This is a genomic window from Variovorax sp. E3, assembly GCF_016082275.1.
Lineage (GTDB): Bacteria > Pseudomonadota > Gammaproteobacteria > Burkholderiales > Burkholderiaceae_C > Variovorax.
In genome coordinates this window covers 97,326-115,818 of record NZ_MOWM01000001.1, presented here as the reverse complement: position 1 = coordinate 115,818, position 18,493 = coordinate 97,326, and the positions used below count along the sequence as shown (strand labels likewise).

12 protein-coding genes, 1 tRNA gene and 4 pseudogenes are annotated in these 18,493 nt (G+C 66.4%); 11 read left to right on the top strand and 6 right to left on the bottom strand.

The window, feature by feature from the left end; all coding sequences use genetic code 11:
- The first annotated feature begins 20 nt into the window (after positions 1–20).
- The 9 genes and pseudogenes from pal to BMG07_RS00505 all read left to right on the top strand — a co-directional run bounded on the left by pal (position 21) and on the right by BMG07_RS00505 (position 5,492).
- Positions 21–539, top strand: a complete 519-nt coding sequence (gene pal / locus BMG07_RS00545; RefSeq protein ID WP_198082715.1) for a peptidoglycan-associated lipoprotein Pal — start codon at positions 21–23, stop codon at positions 537–539.
- Positions 539–1,287: pseudogene (gene ybgF, locus BMG07_RS00540) on the top strand (tol-pal system protein YbgF). The gene pal and the pseudogene ybgF overlap by 1 nt, the downstream one beginning before the upstream one ends.
- Positions 1,288–1,318: 31 nt before the next feature.
- On the top strand, positions 1,319–2,149 hold the full coding sequence (locus BMG07_RS00535; RefSeq protein ID WP_374221211.1) for a ThiF family adenylyltransferase: 831 nt from the start codon (positions 1,319–1,321) through the stop codon (positions 2,147–2,149).
- Between the two features lie 49 nt (positions 2,150–2,198).
- A tRNA-Lys gene (locus BMG07_RS00530) sits at positions 2,199–2,274 on the top strand.
- Between the two features lie 84 nt (positions 2,275–2,358).
- Complete coding sequence (locus BMG07_RS00525) at positions 2,359–2,757, top strand: PaaI family thioesterase (RefSeq protein WP_198082713.1); 399 nt, start codon at positions 2,359–2,361, stop codon at positions 2,755–2,757.
- 171 nt (positions 2,758–2,928) lie between these two features.
- On the top strand, positions 2,929–3,648 hold the full coding sequence (locus tag BMG07_RS00520) for a pirin family protein (protein WP_198082712.1): 720 nt from the start codon (positions 2,929–2,931) through the stop codon (positions 3,646–3,648).
- 64 nt (positions 3,649–3,712) lie between these two features.
- A complete protein-coding gene (locus BMG07_RS00515; protein ID WP_198082711.1) occupies positions 3,713–4,534 on the top strand; it encodes an alpha/beta fold hydrolase in 822 nt (273 codons plus the stop codon).
- 3 nt (positions 4,535–4,537) lie between these two features.
- Positions 4,538–4,858: a GNAT family N-acetyltransferase gene (locus tag BMG07_RS00510; RefSeq protein ID WP_198082710.1), complete on the top strand. Its 321-nt coding sequence runs from the start codon at positions 4,538–4,540 to the stop codon at positions 4,856–4,858.
- Positions 4,859–4,877: 19 nt separating this feature from the next.
- Complete coding sequence (locus BMG07_RS00505) at positions 4,878–5,492, top strand: antibiotic biosynthesis monooxygenase (protein WP_198082709.1); 615 nt, start codon at positions 4,878–4,880, stop codon at positions 5,490–5,492.
- A 124-nt stretch (positions 5,493–5,616) separates the two neighbouring features.
- Here the strand turns inward: BMG07_RS00505 and BMG07_RS00500 are convergent, their stop codons facing one another.
- From BMG07_RS00500 to BMG07_RS00475, 6 genes and pseudogenes are all read right to left on the bottom strand, one after another.
- Entirely contained in the window at positions 5,617–6,747 is a 1,131-nt protein-coding gene (locus tag BMG07_RS00500; protein ID WP_198082708.1) for an ABC transporter ATP-binding protein, read from the bottom strand.
- 4 nt (positions 6,748–6,751) lie between these two features.
- On the bottom strand, positions 6,752–7,633 hold the full coding sequence (locus BMG07_RS00495; protein ID WP_198082743.1) for a carbohydrate ABC transporter permease: 882 nt from the start codon (positions 7,631–7,633) through the stop codon (positions 6,752–6,754).
- 99 nt (positions 7,634–7,732) lie between these two features.
- Positions 7,733–8,257: pseudogene (locus BMG07_RS41195) on the bottom strand (carbohydrate ABC transporter permease); the annotation flags it as partial.
- Positions 8,258–8,515: 258 nt separating this feature from the next.
- Complete coding sequence (locus BMG07_RS00485; RefSeq protein WP_198082707.1) at positions 8,516–9,778, bottom strand: ABC transporter substrate-binding protein; 1,263 nt, start codon at positions 9,776–9,778, stop codon at positions 8,516–8,518.
- A gap of 134 nt (positions 9,779–9,912) precedes the next feature.
- Positions 9,913–11,268 carry a carbohydrate porin gene (locus tag BMG07_RS00480; RefSeq protein ID WP_198082706.1) on the bottom strand — a complete coding sequence of 452 codons (1,356 nt, stop codon included), beginning with the start codon at positions 11,266–11,268 and terminating at the stop codon, positions 9,913–9,915.
- Positions 11,269–11,693: 425 nt separating this feature from the next.
- Positions 11,694–12,670: pseudogene (locus BMG07_RS00475) on the bottom strand (LacI family DNA-binding transcriptional regulator).
- A 430-nt stretch (positions 12,671–13,100) separates the two neighbouring features.
- On the opposite strand from BMG07_RS00475, the gene BMG07_RS00470 reads away from it, so the two are divergent.
- Positions 13,101–15,425 carry a GH92 family glycosyl hydrolase gene (locus BMG07_RS00470; protein WP_198082705.1) on the top strand — a complete coding sequence of 775 codons (2,325 nt, stop codon included), beginning with the start codon at positions 13,101–13,103 and terminating at the stop codon, positions 15,423–15,425.
- Positions 15,426–15,475: 50 nt separating this feature from the next.
- A pseudogene (locus BMG07_RS44570) lies at positions 15,476–18,450 on the top strand (GH92 family glycosyl hydrolase).
- The last annotated feature ends 43 nt before the right edge of the window (positions 18,451–18,493 follow it).

The window sequence follows — 18,493 nt, the reverse complement described above, 5'->3', positions numbered from 1 at the left end:
TTTACTTGAGGAGTTCGAAAATGTTGAAACGTACGATTTATTCGCTGGCCATCGTGGCCCTCATCGCCGGTTGCTCGTCGGGCACCAAGCTCAACGAAACGCCGGTGACCGACCGCTCCGGCACCGCCGGCGGCCAGCAAGGCGGCGCCAGCAGCGTGGCACCCGTCACCATCGATCCGAACGCGGGCACCGCGCAAGGTCCGGTGGGCGTGGCACGCATCATCTACTTCGATTACGACAGCTACACGGTCAAGCCCGAGTTCCAGTCGGCCATCGATGGTCACGCGCGCTTCCTGAAGGCCAACCCGCAACGCCGCATCTCGATCGAAGGTCACACCGACGAACGCGGCGGCCGCGAATACAACCTGGCACTGGGCCAGAAGCGTTCGGAAGCCGTGCGTCGCGCACTGGCCCTGCTGGGCGTGAACGACAGCCAGATCGAAGCCGTGAGCTTCGGCAAGGAAAAGCCGGCGGTCACGGGTTCGGGTGAAGAAGTCTGGGCGCAAAACCGCCGCGCCGAAATCACGTACCGCCGGTGATGCAACGCGCTGTGTTGCGAGGCGCGGCGCTGGCTGCCGCCTTGCTCTGCGTCTCGATCGGGTCGCAAGCCGCATTGTTCGAGGATGACGAAGCCCGCAAGGCCATCCTCGACCTGCGGCAGCGCGTCGAGGCCATGCGCCAGCAAACCGACCAGCGGCTGACCGACGAAAACGGCCAGCTGCGTCGCAGCCTGCTCGATCTGCAAAACCAGATCGAGCAGATGCGCGGTGACCTGGCGCGCATGACCGGCCAGAACGAGCAACTCACGCGCACGCTGAGCGAAATGCAGTCGCGCCAGACCACCCTCGACGACAAGCTCAAGCAGAGCGAGCCCTCGAAGGTGTCGGTGGACGGCCGCGAGTTCAACGCCGACCCGAAGGAAAAGGCCGATTTCGACGCCGCCCTCGGTGTGTTCCGCTCGGGCCAGTTCGCGCAGGCGCAAACCGCGTTCGCCGACTTCGTCAAGCGCTACCCGCAAAGCGGCTACAACGCCTCGGCGCTGTTCTGGCTCGGCAATGCGCAGTACGCCACGCGCAACTACAACGAAGCCATCGCGAATTTCCGCTCGATGCTGTCGCTCGCACCCGACCATGCCAAGCCCCCGAGGCCGTGCTGTCGATCGCGAACTGCCAGATCGAACTGAAGGACACGCGCGCCGCGCGCCGCACGCTGGAAGACCTGGCCAAGGCCTACCCGCAGTCCGAAGCCGCGCAGGCCGGCCGCGAGCGTCTCTCGCGTCTGCGCTGATGCAGGCGGGGCTTTCCGCTTGAGCGCCGTCATCGCTGCCGCTCCCGCTTCCTCTGCCGCCGCGGATGTCGTCACCGACACCGCGGCGCCCGACTTCGCGCGCCGCTTCGGCGGGCTCGAGCGCCTGTACGGCGTGACGGGCGCCGCGAACATCCGCAACGCGCATGTGCTGGTCGTCGGCATCGGCGGCGTGGGCTCGTGGGCGGTCGAGGCGCTTGCGCGCAGCGGGGTGGGGCGGCTGACGCTGGTCGACCTCGACCACGTGTCGGAGTCGAACATCAATCGCCAGATCCATGCGCTCGATGCGACCGTGGGCCAGGCCAAGGTCGAGGCCATGCGCGAGCGCATTGCGCAGATCAACGCGCAGTGCAAGGTGCTCGCGGTCGACGAGTTCGTCGAACCCGGCAACTGGACGGCGGTGCTCGACGCGGCGCAAGCGGCCAACGGCCCGGTAACGGCCGTCATCGACGCCTGCGACCAGGTGAAGGCCAAGCTGACCATGGCCGCATGGGCACGCGCGTCGCGCGCCGCCTTCGTGACCGTGGGTGCGGCGGGCGGCAAGCGGCAGGCGCACAAGGTCGATATCGACGACCTGTCGCTCGTCACGCACGACCCGCTGCTGGCCCAGCTGCGGCAGCGCCTGCGCAAGGAACACGGCGCCCCGCGCGAAGGCCGCAAGATCGGCGTGACCTGTGTTTTCAGCAGGGAAAGCGTGGCGCCGCCCGATGCGTCGTGCGCGATCGAAGGCGACGGTTCGCTCAACTGCCACGGCTACGGATCGGTCGTCAGCGTGACCGCGACTTTCGGTCAATGTGCGGCAGGTTGGGTTCTCGACAAAATAGCGTCCAACGGCACGCTATAATCTTAGGCTTTGCTGGATTCAACGCCGGCAAGAAGCGAAAAATGGTTCCGGGACGTTAGCTCAGTTGGTAGAGCAGCGGACTTTTAATCCGTTGGTCACTGGTTCGAATCCAGTACGTCCTACCACCGAACCGCACGACATTTGAAAAGCCGGCCATCGATTCGATGGCCGGCTTTTTTGCTTCCTGCGCCGCGCATGAAAATGCCCGCATGGACACAGAAAAATTCCCGCACGCGCTGATGCAGACCATCGGCTTCTCGCAACTGCTGCACACCGATGCAGAAAGGGGCACCGCTCGTGTGCGCTTTGTCGCGCGGCCCGAGTTCGCCCACAGCGACGGGACCGCCGTGCAGGGCGGACTCATCACCGCATGGCTCGACTGCGCGATGGCCTTCGCGGTGCATGCCAAGGACGCCACGGCCAGCCTCGCCAGCCTGGAACTCAAGGTCTCGTTTCTCGACCGGGCGCCGGTGACGTCCTTCGAAGCCGAGGCGCGCATCCTGCGTTGGGGCGGAAGCGTGGTCTTCCTCGAGGCGGACCTGTTCGAGCCCGAGGGCCGATTGGTCGCGCGGGCTTCGTCCACGGGCAAGCTCATCAGGAAGCGTTGAGCGGCGTCAAAAGGCCGTCAAAGCGAAAGGTCGAAAATTTCGATCATTGACGGTGAAAAGTTTCGCCAACAAGGGGCGCCGCGGCCCCGATGATTCAGTCCATGCCAAGGAGATGTTCTTCGAGGCGCATTGTGAATTCAGTCGAATTCAAACACTGTCAAGGACGCAATCATGTTGGAAATTCGCAGCGCCACCGACCGCGGAATCGCAGACTTCGGCTGGCTCAAGTCCCGCCACACCTTCTCATTCGGCCACTACCGCGACCCGCAGCAGGAAGGCTTCTCCGACCTGCTGGTGATCAACGACGACCGGGTGACCCCCGGCCGCGGCTTCGGCACCCATCCGCACCGCGACATGGAGATCTTCTCGTACGTGCTCGACGGCGCGCTCGAGCACAAGGACTCGATGGGCACCGGCTCGGTCATCCGCCCCGGCGACGTGCAGATGATGAGCGCCGGCACCGGCGTGCGCCACAGCGAGTTCAACTCGTCGGCCACCGACCCGCTGCACTTCCTGCAGATCTGGATCATGCCGGGCAAGAAGGGCGTGGCACCGCGCTACCAGCAGGTGCACTTCACGCAGGAAGAAAAGCGCGGCCGCCTGCGCTTGATCATTTCGCCCGAAGGCACCGACGGCTCGCTCGCGGTGCACCAGGACGCCCGCGTCTACGCCGGCCTGTTCGACGGCGACGAGACCGCCTCGCTGGCCTTCGGCCCCCACCGCAACGCCTATGTGCATGTGGCGCGCGGCAGCGTCGAGGTCAACGGGCAGCGCATGTCCGAGGGCGACGGCGCACGGGTGCGCAATGCGCACCAGCTCGACCTGGCGCGAGGCGAGGGCGCCGAGGTGCTGGTGTTCGACCTGCGCCCCAATGAGCTGCCCGCGTTCTGAGCTTCATCGTTTCTTTTTCCCCCTTTCACTCCGCTCCACTTCATTTCATTTCACAGGAATCATCATGACCACTCTCACCCTGCGCGACGGCACCGAGCTCTACTACAAGGACTGGGGTTCGGGCCAGCCCATTCTGTTCAGCCACGGCTGGCCGCTGAACGCCGACATGTGGGACGCGCAGATGCTGTTCTTCGCGGAACGCGGCTACCGCGCCATCGCTTTCGACCGCCGCGGTTTCGGCCGCTCGAGCCAGCCCTGGACCGGCTACGACTACGACACCTTCGCGGACGACATCTCGGAGCTGATCGAGAAGCTCGACCTGAAGGACGTGATCCTGGTGGGCTTCTCGATGGGCGGCGGCGACGTCACGCGCTACATCGCACGCAAGGGCTCGTCGCGCATCGCCAAGCTTGCGCTCGTCAGCGCCGTGACGCCGCTGTTCGTGAAGACGCCCGACCACCCCGTGGGCCCCGACGCCTCGCTGTTCGCAGGCATTCGCGCCGGCCTGGCCGCCGACCGCCCGCAGTTCCTCGATGACTTCAGCACGCTGTTCTACGGCACGAACCGGCCGGGCGCCAAGGTGTCGCAGGGCGTGTTCAAGCAGACGCTGCAGATTGCGCTGCAGGCCTCCATCAAGGCCACCATCGACTGCGTGACCGCGTTCTCGGAAACCGACTTCCGCCCCGACATGGCGAAGATCGACGTGCCCACGCTCGTGATCCACGGCGACGACGACCAGGTGGTGCCGATCGAAGCCACCGGCAAGCTCGCGGCCGAGATGATCAAGAGCAGCCAGTTCAAGGTCTATGCCGGTGCGCCGCACGCCACCTGCAACACGCACGCCGACCAGGTCAACGCCGACCTGCTGGCGTTCATCAAGGGCTGAGTCGTGACCACTGCAGCGCCTTCTCCTGCGTCGGTCCAGGACAACCCCGCCAAGCACCGCTTCGAATACGCGTCGCAAGGCGAACGCGCGGTTGCCATCTACTCGCTGGACGGTGATGTCATCACCTTCATCCACACGCTGGTGCCCGAAGCGCTGCAAGGCCAGGGCATTGCCAGGCAGCTGGTGCTGGCGGGCCTGGCCTCGGCACGCGAGCGCGGGCTGCGCGTCATTCCGCAGTGCCCCGTGTTCGCCGCCTACATGCGTTCGCACCCGGATACGCATGACCTGCTGGCCGACGAAGGCCGTAAGCTGCTCGGTCTTTGAAGAAGAAAAGGCTCCGCACATGACCGCCGACGATCGCCAACCCGGCTTGCGCACCGCCACGCTCGACGAAATTGCCGGGCGGGCGCTGCCCGGTGGCGAGACTGTCACCGCCGTCATCCAGCAGACGGTCAAGCGCGAGTCCGTGGCCGCCTACGAGCAATGGCTGAAGAAGGTGGTGCCCATTGCCGCGCGCTTTCCGGGGCGCCGAGGCGTGAACGTCATCCACCCGGTGGCGGGCGGTCTGCAGTACACCATCACCATCCGCTTCGACTCGCTCGCGCACGCGCAGGACTGGTTCGCCTCGGGCGCGCGCCGCCAGCTGGTCGAAGAGGCGGCGTCGTTTCTCGAAGCCGACGAAAAGGTGGAAACGCGCACCGGGCTCGAGTTCTGGTTTCACCCGACGGCGGGGCAACCGCCGGCCAGGCGCTACAAGCAGTTCCTGCTGACCCTGTCGGTGATCTACCCGCTGACCATGCTGGTGCCGGCCGTGGTGCACTGGCTGGTGGCGTCGGTGCCCGTGTTGTCGAGCTATGGGGTCGAGCACCTGATCGCCTCGGCCGCCATCGTCGGGCTGATGGTGTATCTCGTCATGCCGAGGTACACGCGCCTGATGGCGCGCTGGCTCTACAAGTAACGCCTCGGTTGCGGCCCGTGTGAGGCAAGGGCGATGCAGGAACAGGCAACGACCGCGGAGGAACGGCACTGCACCTTTTGGTGCGTCGCTGCCTCGACGTCAACATCAAGGGCGTGCTCCATGGCTAGACGATCAGCATCTCGCTCGCCGTGTCGAAGAACACGATCTTCGACAGGTCGATCGAGAAATGCATCGCCGAGCCGACCAGCAGCGCCACGTCGGGCGGCAGGCGCGCCGTGAAGTCGTGGCCGCCCAGGTCGAGCAGCACCAGCGTGTCGGCACCCGTGGGCTCCACCACCTGCACGCGTGCGCGCACCACGCATTGCGAGGCGCTCGTGCCCGTGCCCGCGTTCGTGGTATCGGCAAGCCCCACGGCTTCCGCGCGCAGCCCGGCAATCACTTCACCGCCGACGCGCGCACGCAGGCCCTCGGGCACCAGCGCGGCGGGCAGCTCGATCTCCTCGGCTTCGTCGCTGCCGGTGGTGGCGATGCACAGGTTGCCCCGGTGCCCATCCGTCACCCGCATGCGCAGCAGGTTCATGCGCGGCGAGCCCATGAAGCTCGCCACGAACGTGTTCGCGGGCCGGTTGTAGACCTCGTGTGGCGTGCCCAGCTGCTGCAGCACGCCGCCCTTCATGACCGCGATGCGCGTGGCCAGCGTCATGGCCTCGATCTGGTCGTGCGTGACGTAGACGATGGTCGCATTCAGCCGCTGGTGCAGCTTCTTGATCTCGGTGCGCATGTCCAGCCGCAACTGCGCATCGAGGTTCGACAGCGGCTCGTCGAACAGGTAGAGCTGCGGCTCGCGCGCCAGCGCACGCCCGATGGCCACGCGCTGGCGCTGGCCGCCCGAGAGCTGGCGCGGCTTGCGGTCCATCAGGTGGCCGATCTGCAGCAGCTCGCCGACCTTCTTCACGCGGTCGGCGCGCGTGGCCTTGTCGACCTTGCGCATCTCCAGCGGAAACTCGATGTTCTTGGCCACCGTCATGTTGGGGTAGAGCGCATAAGACTGGAACACCATCGAGATGTTGCGCTCCGCCGGCGCCACCGCCGTGATGTCCTTGCCGTTGAGCCGCAGGTGCCCGTCGCTGGGCTCCTCCAGCCCCGCGATGATGTTCATGAGCGTGCTCTTGCCGCAGCCCGAAGGGCCGACGAGCACCAGGAACTCGCCGTCGTTCAACGCGATGGAAATGTCGTGCAGGATGTGTACGGGACCGAAACTCTTGCGGATGCCAACCAAGTCCAGAGATGCCATTGACCTAACCTTTGACCGAGCCGGCCATCAGGCCGCGCACGAAATACTTGCCGGAAACCAGGTACACGACCAGCGTGGGAAGCGCCGCGATGAACGCGCCCGCGAAATGCACGTTGTATTCCTTGACCCCCGTGGAGCTGTTGACGAGGTTGTTCAGTGCCACGGTGATCGGGAAAGAGCTGTAGTCGCTGAACGAGGCACCGAAGAGAAACTCGTTCCAGATGTTGGTGAACTGCCAGATCACCGTCACCACGATGATGGGCGTGCTGTTGGGCAGCAAGATGCGCCACAGCACGCCGAAGAAGCCCGCGCCGTCCATGCGCGCCGAGCGCACCAGCTCCTGCGGAAACGCCGCGTAGTAGTTGCGAAAGAACAGCGTGGTGAAGCCGATGCCGTACACCACGTTCACGAACACCAGCCCCGTCACCGTGCCCGCGATGCCCAGCATGCCCAGCGTCTTGGCCATGGGTATCAGCACGATCTGGAACGGAATGAACACCGAGAACAGCATGGCCGCGAACAGCAGGTGCGCGCCGCGGATCCTGAACTGCGTGAGGATGTAGCCGTTCACCGCGCCGATGAGCGTGGACAGCACCACGCCCGGCACCACCAGCAGGAACGAGTTGATGAAGTAGGGCTTCAGGCCCGTGGGCTGCACGCCGATCTGCGCGGTGCTCCAGGCCGAATGCCAGGGCGCGAGCGTCCACGCGACGGGCAGCGCCATCAGGTGGCCGTTGCGGATTTCTTCCAGCGGCTTCAGCGAGTTGACGACCATCACGTACACCGGCATCAGGAACACCAGCGCCAGCACGGCCAGCACCGCGTACAGCAGCAGGCGCGCGGCATGGGCGCCCGGCGTGCGATGTCGAAGCGCCTGTTCAGCCATGTTGGGCACCCCGCATCTCGCGCAGCAGGTAGGCACCACGACGATGCCGACGGCCACGAGCATCAGCACCGAGCTTGCGGCGCCCACGGCCATCTCGTTGCGGGTGAAGGTGTACTGGTACATGAAGACGGAAGGCAGCCAGGTCGAGCGCCCGGGCCCGCCGTTGGTCAGCGCGATCACCAGGTCGTACGACTTGATGGCCATGTGCGCCAGGATCACGAAGGCCGAGACGAACACCGGCCCCAGTTGCGGGATGACGATGCGCGTGTAGATCTGCCAGGTGCGCGCGCCGTCGACGCGCGCGGCGCTGATCTGCTCGCCGTCGACGCCGCGCAGGCCGGCCAGGAACATCGCCATCACGAAGCCCGAGGTCTGCCAGACGGCGGCGATGACCACGCAGTAGATGGCCATGTCGCCGTCCTTGATCCAGTCGAACGCGAAGCTGCTCCAGCCCAGGCTGCGCATCGTGTGCTCGATGCCCACGCCGGGGTCGAGCAGCCATTTCCAGGCCGTGCCGGTGACGATCAGCGAGAGCGCCATCGGGTAGAGGAAGATCGAGCGCAGCACGCCCTCGGCGCGGATCTTCTGGTCGATCAGGATCGCCAGCGTGAGCCCCAGCACCATCGCGATGGCGATGTACAGGCCCGCGAACACCGCCAGGTTGTGCAGCGACACCGACCAGTTCTCCAGCCCCAGCAGCCGCTCGTAGTTCGCCGTGCCCGCCCACTCTGCGTTGGGCAGCATGGTCGACGTCGTGAACGACAGGCCGACCGTGAACATGATGTAGCCGTAGACACAGACCAGCACGAGCAGTGCGCTGGGGCTCAGCAGGAGCTTGGGAAGCAGGTTGGCTTTCAAGGGGCGTGTCGTCCTCGGGCGCTGTCAGTTCCTGGCGGCGGACGCCAGCGCCGCAACCGCTTTCTTGTCGTCGATCTGGCCGTTGAAGTGGCGCGTGATCACGTCGTAGAACGCGTTCTTGATCGACGCCGGCACCGCGTGGCCATGCGCCATCGAGCCCACCAGCGTGTGGGCCTGGCTGGCCTCGGCCACGTCCTTGATGGCCTTCTTGCCGCAGGCGTCGAAGGCGGTGTCGGGCACGTCGGTGCGCGCGGGCGCCGAGCCCTTGACCACGTTGAAGGCCGACTGGAAGCCCGGCTCCAGGATGGCGTTGGCGAGCTTCTGCTGCGCGGCTTCCTTGTCGGCGTCCTTCAGCTTGAACATCACGAACTGGTCGGCGTTGAAGGTGACGATGCCCTGCGTGCCCGGAAAGCGGAAGCAGGCGAAGTCCTTGCCCGGCACCTGCCTGGCGTTGACGAACTCGCCCTTGGCCCAGTCGCCCATGACCTGGAAGCCGGCCTTGCCGCCGATCACCATGCCCGAGGCCACGTTCCAGTCGCGGCCCGAGAAGTCCTTGTCGACGAGCTTGCGCAATTGGCCCATGCGCTGGAACACTTTCTCGGTGGTCGGCGAGGCCAGGGTCTTGCCGTCGAGCTCGATGAAGGCCTTGCGGTAGTAGTCGACACCGCCGGTGGCCACGGCCACGTTCTCGAACAGCGTGGCGTCCTGCCACGGCTGGCCGCCGTGGGCGATGGCGATGAAGCCGGCCTTCTGCACCTTGTCGGCGGCGGCGATGAACTCGTCCCAGTTCTTCGGCTCCGCCGTGACGCCGGCCTTGGCCAGCACGACCTGGTTGGCCCAGACCCAGTTGGTGGAGTGGATGTTGACCGGTGCAGCGATCCACTTGCCGTTGTATTTGGAGAACTTCTGCAGCGCGGGCGGCACGACCTTGTCCCAGCCGCCTTTCTGCGCGAGCGTGTTCAGGTCGGCCACCAGGCCCTGCTTGCCCCAGTCGAGGATGTCGAAGCCCTGCATCTGCGACGCGGTGGGCGGGTTGCCCGAAGTCACGCGCGCCCGCAGCGCCGTCATGGCGGCTTCGCCGCTGCCGCCGGCCACGGGCATGTCGTTCCACTTGACGCCTTGCTTCTCCAGGTTGCCCTTGAGCACGTTGAGCGCGGCGGCCTCGCCACCGGCGGTCCACCAGTGCAGGACCTCGACGCTTTGCTGGGCCATGGCCGCGCCGGTGCCCAGCGCGAGGCAGACGGCGGTGATGGCACTGACGGCGAATTTCTGGGTGAGGTTTTTCATGTGCGTGTCTCCCGAGTCGAGTGTTGAAACCGGCGGCAGTTTAGGCAGCGCCCACCGGGTCGCACGCTGTGATTTCCCGGACGAAACACAGCGTTGCGAGCGCAACAAATGCGCCGCTGCCCAGAGGTGTTCCGTTATTCCCACCAGGCTTCCATCTGCACGCCGAAGATGGTCGCGCTGCGCCGGCCGTTGGCGCCGAAGCTGTCGACGTTGGCGTCGCCCGCGGCCTTGTTCCAGCTCGCGCGCGTGACGTACAGGCGGAACTCGGGGCGCGTCCAGAAGTCGGTGTTGGGCGAGAAGGCCACCGCGAAGGTGCCCTTGTTGAGCGTCTGCCTGGGCTGTGCGCTGATGCTGCGGCGCGTGCTGCCGACTTCGGCCAGCAGCTTGGTGTACTTGGCAATGCCGTACGACACGCGTCCGCCGAGGGAGAAGTCCTTGGTCTCGGGCCCGTTGTCGGGGCGCACGGTCTGGTAGCCCACCAGCGCCTGGCCGCCGAAGCGCCCGATCTGGAAGTCCACCGAATCCAGGATGCGCCGCTGCTTGGCGCCCGGCTGCGGCGTGAACGTGGTGCGCGTCACCAGCGGCGCGAAAAGGAAGCCGCCGGGGCCCGCCTGCAGGTCGGGCCCGAACAGCAGTCCCGTGCTGGTGGTGCTGTTGTCCAGGTTGTAGAACTTGCCGTTGACCGACGCGTGCCCGCTCGATGCCTGCAGGAACAGCGTGTTGTTCAGCCCCGGCACCAGGAAGTTCTTCTGGATGTGCATCAGCCCGAGCGCGCCGCCGTCGCGGCCCTTGGCGAAGTCGCCCGAGATCAGCGCGCCCGTCAGCGTGAGCTTGCCGTCGGGGTTGGTCGGAATGTCGCGCCACTGCACGTTCAGGCGCTTGGCGTTGTTGGGGTTGCCGCTGTGGTTGTCGATGGAGTCGGCCGTGTAGCCCGCCACGTTGAGCCGGCCCAGGCCGCCCAGCGGAATGTCGTCGATACCGGCGCCGTAGTTGTCGCCGTCTTCGACCACCCACTTGTCCAGGATGTGAACGTCCTGGATGCGGTGGTAGCGCTGGCCGGCCCACACGCTGGCGGCGTTGCCGAAGATGCCGCTGAGCGAGAAGTACGCCTGCGCCGTGCCGCTCTTGCCGTTGTAGACCGTGGGCATGTAGAACACGCCCCACTTCACGCCGTCGCCCAGGTCGAAGCGCTTGCCGATGCCGAACTCCAGGTAGTTGTCGCCCTCGTTGCCCAGGCGGTACTTCTGCAGGTCGCCGCCGAGCGAGTAGCCGCCCTTGGGCGCGCCCTTCGGTGCGCTGTAGAAGCCGCCGCGGCCGTAGCCCCAGAACTCCAGGCCCGTGGCTTCGTTGACCTTCTTCACGAAGTCCTTGGTCGGGTCGGACTTGACCTCGGCCTCGGGCGGTGCGTCGGACGACTGCGCATGGGCCAGGCTCTGGATGCCTGCGAGCAGCACGATGGCGGCGGTGTAGCGGTTCAGTTGGAATCTCACGGTTGTCTCCTCGGTGGTGAAGTGGGTTGTTGTGGAGGGGTCAAGGGCGTGCGCGGGCCCGTCCGAAGGCTTCGGACGTGCGTCGTCCCTCACCGGCCGCGGGCGGCGGTGATGCGTGCGAACGAAGGGGGAGGGGGTGCGCTACCGCTTCATCGAGCGATGCGCTGCAGACAGGAGAAGAAGCCGCTCGTGGCGGCGGCACGCGTGTGCTTGCAAGGGTTCGGCATGTCGTCTTCTCCTCTGTTCTCCACAGGTGCCTGTATGTGACGGCCCGCAGTGTAGGAGCGCGATTCGCGGTGCCAGCGTGTGATTTCCCGGACGAAACACGGCGTTGCCAGCGCAAAAAGCGTTGGCGCTTTCACGGCAATCCAGAGTGGGAAGAAGCGGTGCCGATGGCGTTGGCCATCGGTCTTCAAAAGGGTGTGTCAGCCCTGCGTGCTGGCCCGCACGATGAGCTTCACGGGCAGCGTGTTGAGCCGGGGCATCGACGAGCCTTGCATCACCAGCTCCACGCCGAGGCGGCCGAGCTCTTGCCGGTCGACGCGCAGTGTCGTCAGCGGCGGGTTGGCCTGCGCGGCGGCCAGCGTGTCGTCGAAGCCCACGATGGCGATGTCCTTCGGCACCGTGAGCCCCGCCTGGCGGCAGGTCTGCAGCGCGGCGAGCGCGGCCGCGTCGTTGTAGGCGAACACGGCATCGGGTGGCCGGCGCAGCCGCAGCAGCTGCTGCATGGCGGCCGATGCGCCCCGGTCGTGCAACTGCCCCGGCGGCGCCACCACCTCGAGCTCGGGATCCGCGAGGATGCCCGCCTCGAACAGCGCCCGCCGATAGCCTTGCGCGCGCTCCAGGATGCTCACGTGCGCCAGCGAGCCCGCGATGTATGCGATGCGCTGACGGCCGATGTCCAGCAGGTGGCGCGTGGCCAGGTAGCCGCCCACGGCGTTGTCGGGGTTCACCGAGGGCAGGTCGCGCAGCGAGCAGTCGATGAGCGCGATCGGCAGGTCGAGCCCGGCCACCATGTCGAGCACCTCGCTCTCGAAGTAGCCCGCCGCCAGCACCATGTCGGGCTCGTGCATGCGCAACTGCTCGCGGATCGGGTCGGTCGGCCCGCAGGTCAAAAGCGTGGGCACGATGGCGAACTTGCGGCACGCCTCCTCGACCCCGTGCAGCACGTCGGAGAAGAACGGGTTGGTCGAGAAGTGGCTGTGCTGCCTGTGCACCATGAAGGCCAGTTGCTTGGCCTTGGCGCCGCGCAGGCGCGCCGGGTTGTAGCCGATCTGGCGGGCTGTCTGGCGGATCATGCGGCGCGTGTCGTCGGACAGGCCGCGCTGGTTTTTCAGGGCACGCGATACGGTGCTGATGGAAACGCCGGAGGCTCGGCCACGTCGCGGATGGTTACGGGCATGGATCCCTTTGGGGTGTTGTTGTCGCTCGGAAAGTCATTGTTGCCGCGCGCACCGTGGATTGTCGAGACCGTGTTGGCGCGCGCCCGTGCACGGCGTGAACGAGGTCCGCCAAGCGTATGTTTGTTGCGCTTTCAACGCTCTGTTTCGTCGGGGAAATCACAAGCACCGAAGGGCGCGAGCCGTTCATACACTGCGGCCGACCGGCGTTCCGACCTGCGGGCGCGGGCTTGAAAACAGGGAGACAACGTGATGATGAAGAACGCTTGCAGAAGCCTGGCGGTGGGGGTGGTTGCCTCTGCTTTGTTGTGGGGGTGTGGCGGGGGCAGTGGAGGCGATGGCTTCTCTTTTCCGTCGCCCGCGGCCACGGTGGCCGATACGCCACCTGCCACTGAACGCACGCCGGTCCCCGGCACCCCACCCGAACTGGCATTGACCAAGTACGTCAACGCCTTCCTGGGCACCGCCTCCCAGCCGGGCAGCACGCACCCCGGCAACACGAGCCCTGCCGCGACGCTGCCCTTCGGCATGGTGTCCTTCGGGCCCGACACGGACATCGACCACGAGTACTTCTCCAGCGGCTCGGGCTATCACTACCCCAGTAACAAGATCAACTGGTTCAGCATGGCCCGCATCAGCGGACCGGGCTGCCGCAGCGGCGGCACCGTGCCGATGATGCCCAGCGTGAACGACGAGCAACTCGAAAGCGACAAGAACCTCGTGATGAGGGGCGCGGGCCCCACCTTCGATCACGCCAACGAAGCGGCCTCGCCGGGCTACTACAAGGTCAGGACCGACGACAACATCACGACCGAGATCACGGCCACCACGCGCTCCGGCTTCATGCGCCTGACCTATCCGGATGCCACCAAGGCCATCCTGGTGGTGGACGGCACGCAGACCAATTCCATGGATGGCATCGCCGCGACAATCTCGCAAGACCCGGCCGACGCGAACGGCTTCTTCGGCAAGACGCGCAACAAGTTCAATTGCGGTGGCGAGTACGACGCGTACTTCTATATCAAGGTGGGCACGCCCTATGCGAGCGCGCCGCGCATCATCGCCAACGGCGGCGTGCTGGTGCTCAATTTCGACTTGTCGAAGGCAGCTGGCGGCAAGGCGCTCGTCAAGATCGGCCTGTCTTACGTGGACGCCGAGAACGCGCGCAAGAACCTCGAGGCCGAGAACCCGGGCTTCGACTTCGACGGCACGCGCAAGAAGGCCGACGCCGAATGGAACACCCAGCTCAACCTGATCCAGGTCGAGGACACGGCGGCCACCACCGACGCGCTGAAGCAGTTCTATTCGGCCTTCTATCGCGTGATGTCGGGTCCATCGGTTTTCAGCGACGTCGACGGCAGCTACATGGGCATGGACAAGCTGCGCCACCAGACCGACAGCTACACCAACGCGGCCGGCAAGCTCGTGCAGCGCGAGCAGTACACGACCTTCTCGATCTGGGACACCTACCGGTCGCTCGGGTCGATGCACGCCTGGCTGTTCCGTGACCGCGCGGCCGACATGGCGCAGTCGCTGGTGAACGACGCAGCGCAATGCGGCGCCTTCCCGCACTGGTCCGACGCGAACGTGGACGACGTGCCCATGGAAGGCGACCACGCGCCGATGCTGCTGGCCAGCCTGCAGGCCTTCGGTGCGACGCGCTACGACACGGCGGCCGCGCTGGGCTTCATGCGCCGCGCGGCTTTCGGGCCGACATCCGACCGGCCCGAATGGCCGGCATGCAACGGCAACCCCGCCTTCGGCCGCAACCAGGCCGGGACTGCGCAGGGCAACCTGCCCGACTACCTGCGCCTGGGCTACGTGCCGGAAGGCGGCGACATCCAGGGCATTCACACCGGTTCGTTGACCATCGAGGGCGCGAACCGCGACTTCGCCATCGGCAGCTACATCACGGCCATCGGCAGCATCGCGACGGACGAAGACCGCAAGAACGCGAGCGTGCTGCTCAAGCGCGGCGAGAACTGGAGCAAGCTCTTCAACACGGGCACGAAGGTGCTCGGCGTGAAGGACGATGCCGGCAACTGGGCCTCGCCGTCGCAGGACGACGGCTACCACGAAGGCACGGCCGCGCAGTACCTTTGGGCCATTCCGCACGACCTCGCACGCATCTCCGATGCACTGGGCGGCAGCGCGGCGGCGGTGCAGCGGCTCGACAAGCTCTTCACCGTCACGTCCACCACGAACGCGGCGAGGAAGTCGCCCGCCGGCCTGGCCCTGAACGCGAGCCGGCTCAACAGCGGCGAGAACGGCGCGACCTTCTACATGGGCAACGAGCCGGCCTTTGCCGCGCCCTGGGCCTACAACTGGGCGGGCCGCCCGTCGCGCACGCAGTTCGTGCTGCCGCAGATCATGTCCGCCACCTTCTCGAGCAAGCCCGAAGGCCTGCCCGGCAACGACGACGTGGGCGCGACCTCGGGCTGGTACGTGTGGGCGTCGATGGGGCTGTATCCCATGATCCCGGGCGTGCCGGGCCTCACGCTCTCGACCCCGCAGTTCTCGAAGATCACCGTGCAACTGGCCGAAGGCAAGCGGCTGGTCATCAGCCGCGACAAGGCCGCGCCCTTCGTCAAGGCGCTCAAGGTCAACGGCGCGGACTGGGGCAGCACGTGGCTGCCGCTGGCCAGCGTGCAAGGCGGCGGCACGCTCGACTTCGACGTGACCGATGCGCCCACGACGTGGGGCGAAGGCAGCGCGCCGCCGTCCGGCGCGGGCGCCGATTTCTCGAAGACACCCTGAGCGCGTCGCGCGCCGGTGATTCACAACAAATCGAAAAATGGGATGGCTCTATGAACACGAGATGGAAAGGGGCGCTTGCGGGCGCCGCATACCTGGCATGTGCCGCGCTGGTGGTCGGTTGCGGCGGCGGTGGCTCCAGCGGACCGTACATCGGCTTCGCGGGCGGAGGTGAGGGCGCAGGCGGGAGCGGGAGCGGCACGGCAGACCCGGCCGCCGTTCCTGACGGCGCGGTGGTTCCACCGGGACTCGTCAAGCCCTTGCTCACGCACTACGTGAACCCCTTCGTCGGCACGGCGGACGCGACGAAGCCGGCCTCCGACCCCGTGCCGGCCGGCGCGCGGGGCGGCACATTTCCCGGGGCGACCACACCCTTCGGCATGGTGCAGTGGACACCGATGACGCCGAGCAACGGCGGCACCGACCGCCCGGTGGGCTACATCTACAAGGAGAACACCATCACGGGCTTTCCGCTCACGCAGATGAGCGGCTCCGGCTGCGACGGCAACGAGGGCGAGCTGCCGATCATGCCGACCTTCGACCCCGCGTCGGTCGGCCCCGGCGCCGAGGAAAACTTCGATCACGACAACGAACAGGCCGCTCCGGGCTACTACAAGGTGACGCTGAACGACGGCATCACGACCGAACTGACGGCCACCACGCGCACCGGCTTCGGCCGCTTCACCTTTCCTGCAGAGTCCGCGCTGGCCGATGGTGGCAAGACCTCGTACCTGGTGTTCGACCCCACCCGCACCAACACCCTGGCGTCCACCACGGGCAGCGTGCAGGCTGAAGGAAAAGACGGCATCTCGGGTTCCACCGTGGGTGGCAATTTCTGCGGGGCGCGCCAGTACACGCTGTATTTCTACGCGAAGTTCGATCGCGCGATCACGGTCGCCATGGACGACGGCAAGGCCAACGTGAGCTTCGCCACGAGCGGCAAGCCGGCGGTGCTGATGAAGATCGGCCTGTCTTACGTCAGCACCGAAAACGCGCGCAAGAACCTCGAAAAGGAAAACGGCGGCTGGGACTTCGACGCCGTGCGCTCCGCCGCATCGGACGCATGGAACAACCGGCTGGGCGCCATCCAGGTGAGCGGCGGCACCGAGACCGAGAAGCGCAAGTTCTACACGGCGCTGTATCACTCGCTGCTGTCCCCGAACATCAACAGCGACGTGACGGGCGACTACCTCGGCTTCGACCAGACGGTGCACCAGGTGGCGGCCGATCGCACCCACTACGCCAACTTCTCCAACTGGGACATCTACCGCAGCCTGATGCCGCTCACGGCCATGCTGTTCCCGCGCGAAGCCGGCGACATGATGCAGTCGCTGGTCGACGACGCCGACCAATGCGGCGCCATTCCCCGCTGGTCGCCGATCAACGCCGACGCGGGCATCATGCCGGGCGACTCCGGCGTGCCGACGGTTGCCGGCGCGTACGCCTTCGGCGCCACGAACTTCGACGCGAAGAAGGCGCTCGGCTACATGACGCTGGTCGGCAGCAAGGCGGATCTGCAGTGCACCGGCCAGGGCCTGCGCGACAGTGCCGACCGCATGAACGACTACCTGACGCGCGGCTATGCGGCCATGGACAACGGTTGGTGGGCCGGCTCGCTGACCTTCGAGTTCGCGACGGCCGACTTCGCGACTTCGCGGCTGGCCAAGGCCCTGGGGGACACCACCAACGAGCGCCTGTTCCTGAGCCGTTCCGCCAACTGGAAGAACCAGTTCAATGCCACCCGCAAGCAGCTCCTGCCGCGCTACCGCAGCGGCGATTGGATGAACTACCCGACGCCCAATGCCGACATGGTCGAGGGCAACGCCGAGCAATACACCTGGATGTCGGCCTACGACGTGCGCGGCCTGATCGACCTGGTGGGCGGCAACGCCGCGGTCGTCTCGCGGCTCGACACCTTCTTCGAAGACCTGACGCCGGCATGAACAAGCCGAACTTCTACGTGGGCAACGAGCCGAGCTTTGCCACGCCGTGGCTCTACAACTGGACGGGCACGCCGTGGCGCACCCAGAAGGTCGTGCGCGACGTGATCAACACCGTGTTCTCCGACGACCCGGGCGGCCTGCCGGGCAATGACGACCTGGGCGCGGTGTCGTCGTGGTACGTGTGGGCGGCCATGGGGCTCTACCCCGAGATCCAGTCGGTCGGGGGCCTCACCATCGGCAGCCCGGTCTTCGACCAGGTCGTGATCCGCTGGGCCGATGGCCAGAAGACGCTCACGCTCAATGCCACCGGCGCCGGCACCAACGCCCCCTACGTCCATGCCGTGCAACTGGACGGTCAGGCGGTCGACATGCCGTGGCTGTGGCTCGCGGACCTGAAGAAGGACTCGACGCTGGGCTTCACGCTCGGGGCCGCTGAATCGCAATGGGGCAAGGACTCGGCCGCGCGCATGCCGTCCTTCGGCCTCGACGGGTTCGACAGCCTGGGCGCGGCCATGAACAACCGAGGCATCGGCACGGACGGCGAGCCCGCCGACAGGGAGCTCGAGGGCTACACCTTCGACATGGAGGGGTGGAGCTATTCGGCCAAGGCGTTGGCCGCCGCGGGCGCCGCATCGGGTGCGACCGTGTCCTTCAACGGTGTCGATTTCACGTGGCCGGACGGCAAGGCAGGACTCGACAACATGGTGGCGCAAGGGCAGGTCGTCACATTCCCCGTACCGCGGGCGGCGGGCACGCTGGCACTGCTGGGCAGCGCAACCGCCGCATCCGAGGCGCCGACCGGCAAGCTGAGCGTGAACTACACCGACGGCACGCGGCAGTCGTTCGATCTGCGCTTCGACGACTGGACCTTGGGCGGTGGTGGGGGCACACCGGGCAGCTACAACAAGATCGCGCTGACGACGGACCACCGCGTGAGCAAGAGCGGCTCGGTCGACACGACCAAGGCCTACGTCTACTACTGGGACGCCGCGCTGGACAAGCAGCGCACGGTGAAGAGCGTGACGCTGCCTTACCAGACGGACAACGGTGCGCTCATGCATGTGTTCGCGATGACGCTGAAGTAGGGCCGCCGAACCAAGAGCGCTCAAAGCAAGAAGCCCCCGGCAC

Bases quoted from the DNA above. Each gene is read 5' to 3' on its own strand.
- BMG07_RS00500 (WP_198082708.1), bottom strand. From the start codon at position 6,747: ATGGCATCTCTGGACTTGGTTGGCATCCGCAAGAGTTTCGGTCCCGTA.
- pal (WP_198082715.1), top strand. From the start codon at position 21: ATGTTGAAACGTACGATTTATTCGCTGGCCATCGTGGCCCTCATCGCC.
- BMG07_RS00505 (WP_198082709.1), top strand. From the start codon at position 4,878: ATGACCGCCGACGATCGCCAACCCGGCTTGCGCACCGCCACGCTCGAC.
- BMG07_RS00495 (WP_198082743.1), bottom strand. From the start codon at position 7,633: ATGGCTGAACAGGCGCTTCGACATCGCACGCCGGGCGCCCATGCCGCG.
- BMG07_RS00525 (WP_198082713.1), top strand. From the start codon at position 2,359: ATGGACACAGAAAAATTCCCGCACGCGCTGATGCAGACCATCGGCTTC.
- BMG07_RS00485 (WP_198082707.1), bottom strand. From the start codon at position 9,778: ATGAAAAACCTCACCCAGAAATTCGCCGTCAGTGCCATCACCGCCGTC.
- BMG07_RS00520 (WP_198082712.1), top strand. From the start codon at position 2,929: ATGTTGGAAATTCGCAGCGCCACCGACCGCGGAATCGCAGACTTCGGC.
- BMG07_RS00515 (WP_198082711.1), top strand. From the start codon at position 3,713: ATGACCACTCTCACCCTGCGCGACGGCACCGAGCTCTACTACAAGGAC.